Here is a 559-nt window from a genome sequence, read left to right as displayed (position 1 = left end):
TACCAGCTGTCCACGTGGACACGTAGCATCAGAGTGAAGCGATTTCTAGACAAGGACGTCGTTAACGGATCGCATACAAAGAAACGGCCTTCAAAAAAGTGAAATGATGTCTGCGAATCGTACAGCTACTTATATGAAATTATTGGAAATTCCAAGTGCTTTGTAATCGTCAGGTGGCGCGTTTGAGTCCTGCAGCCGGCCCCAAATACAACAAGGGGTAACGCGATGTTTGCATAGCCCCGTCGCGTTTCCAAAACACCCTCACACAACAGCAAGCGATCGGCGATCTTTCCAACTCGGGTAGTCGAGGCTGTTGCGGATCAGGTGGACGATACAGGTTTGCAGCGTCATGGCTGGAGATACCGCTGCCACCGCTTTTGGCATGCCCTTCAGTTCGTCGGTTAAGGCAATCAGGATGTCGGCCACGCCTCGTGTCTTCAAATCGTTGAATACCTTCATCCAGAACTTGGCGCCCCTCGGTGGTAAGCGGCTCGGGGCGGCCGTACGTCCACGAGGCCTGATCGAATGTATCGTAGTTCCCACTAAATTTTTTAGTGGG

1 pseudogene is annotated in these 559 nt (G+C 51.7%); it reads right to left on the bottom strand.

The features are described from left to right. Positions 1–270: 270 nt before the first annotated feature. Positions 271–474: pseudogene (locus DID99_RS36885) on the bottom strand (transposase); the annotation flags it as partial. Between the last annotated feature and the right edge of the window lie 85 nt (positions 475–559).

The sequence above is a fragment of the Burkholderia sp. Bp8986 genome (genome assembly GCF_003854225.1).
Taxonomy (GTDB): domain Bacteria; phylum Pseudomonadota; class Gammaproteobacteria; order Burkholderiales; family Burkholderiaceae; genus Burkholderia.
Note: the sequence above shows the minus strand (reverse complement) of the source record. Positions and strands in the feature narration are given on the sequence as shown.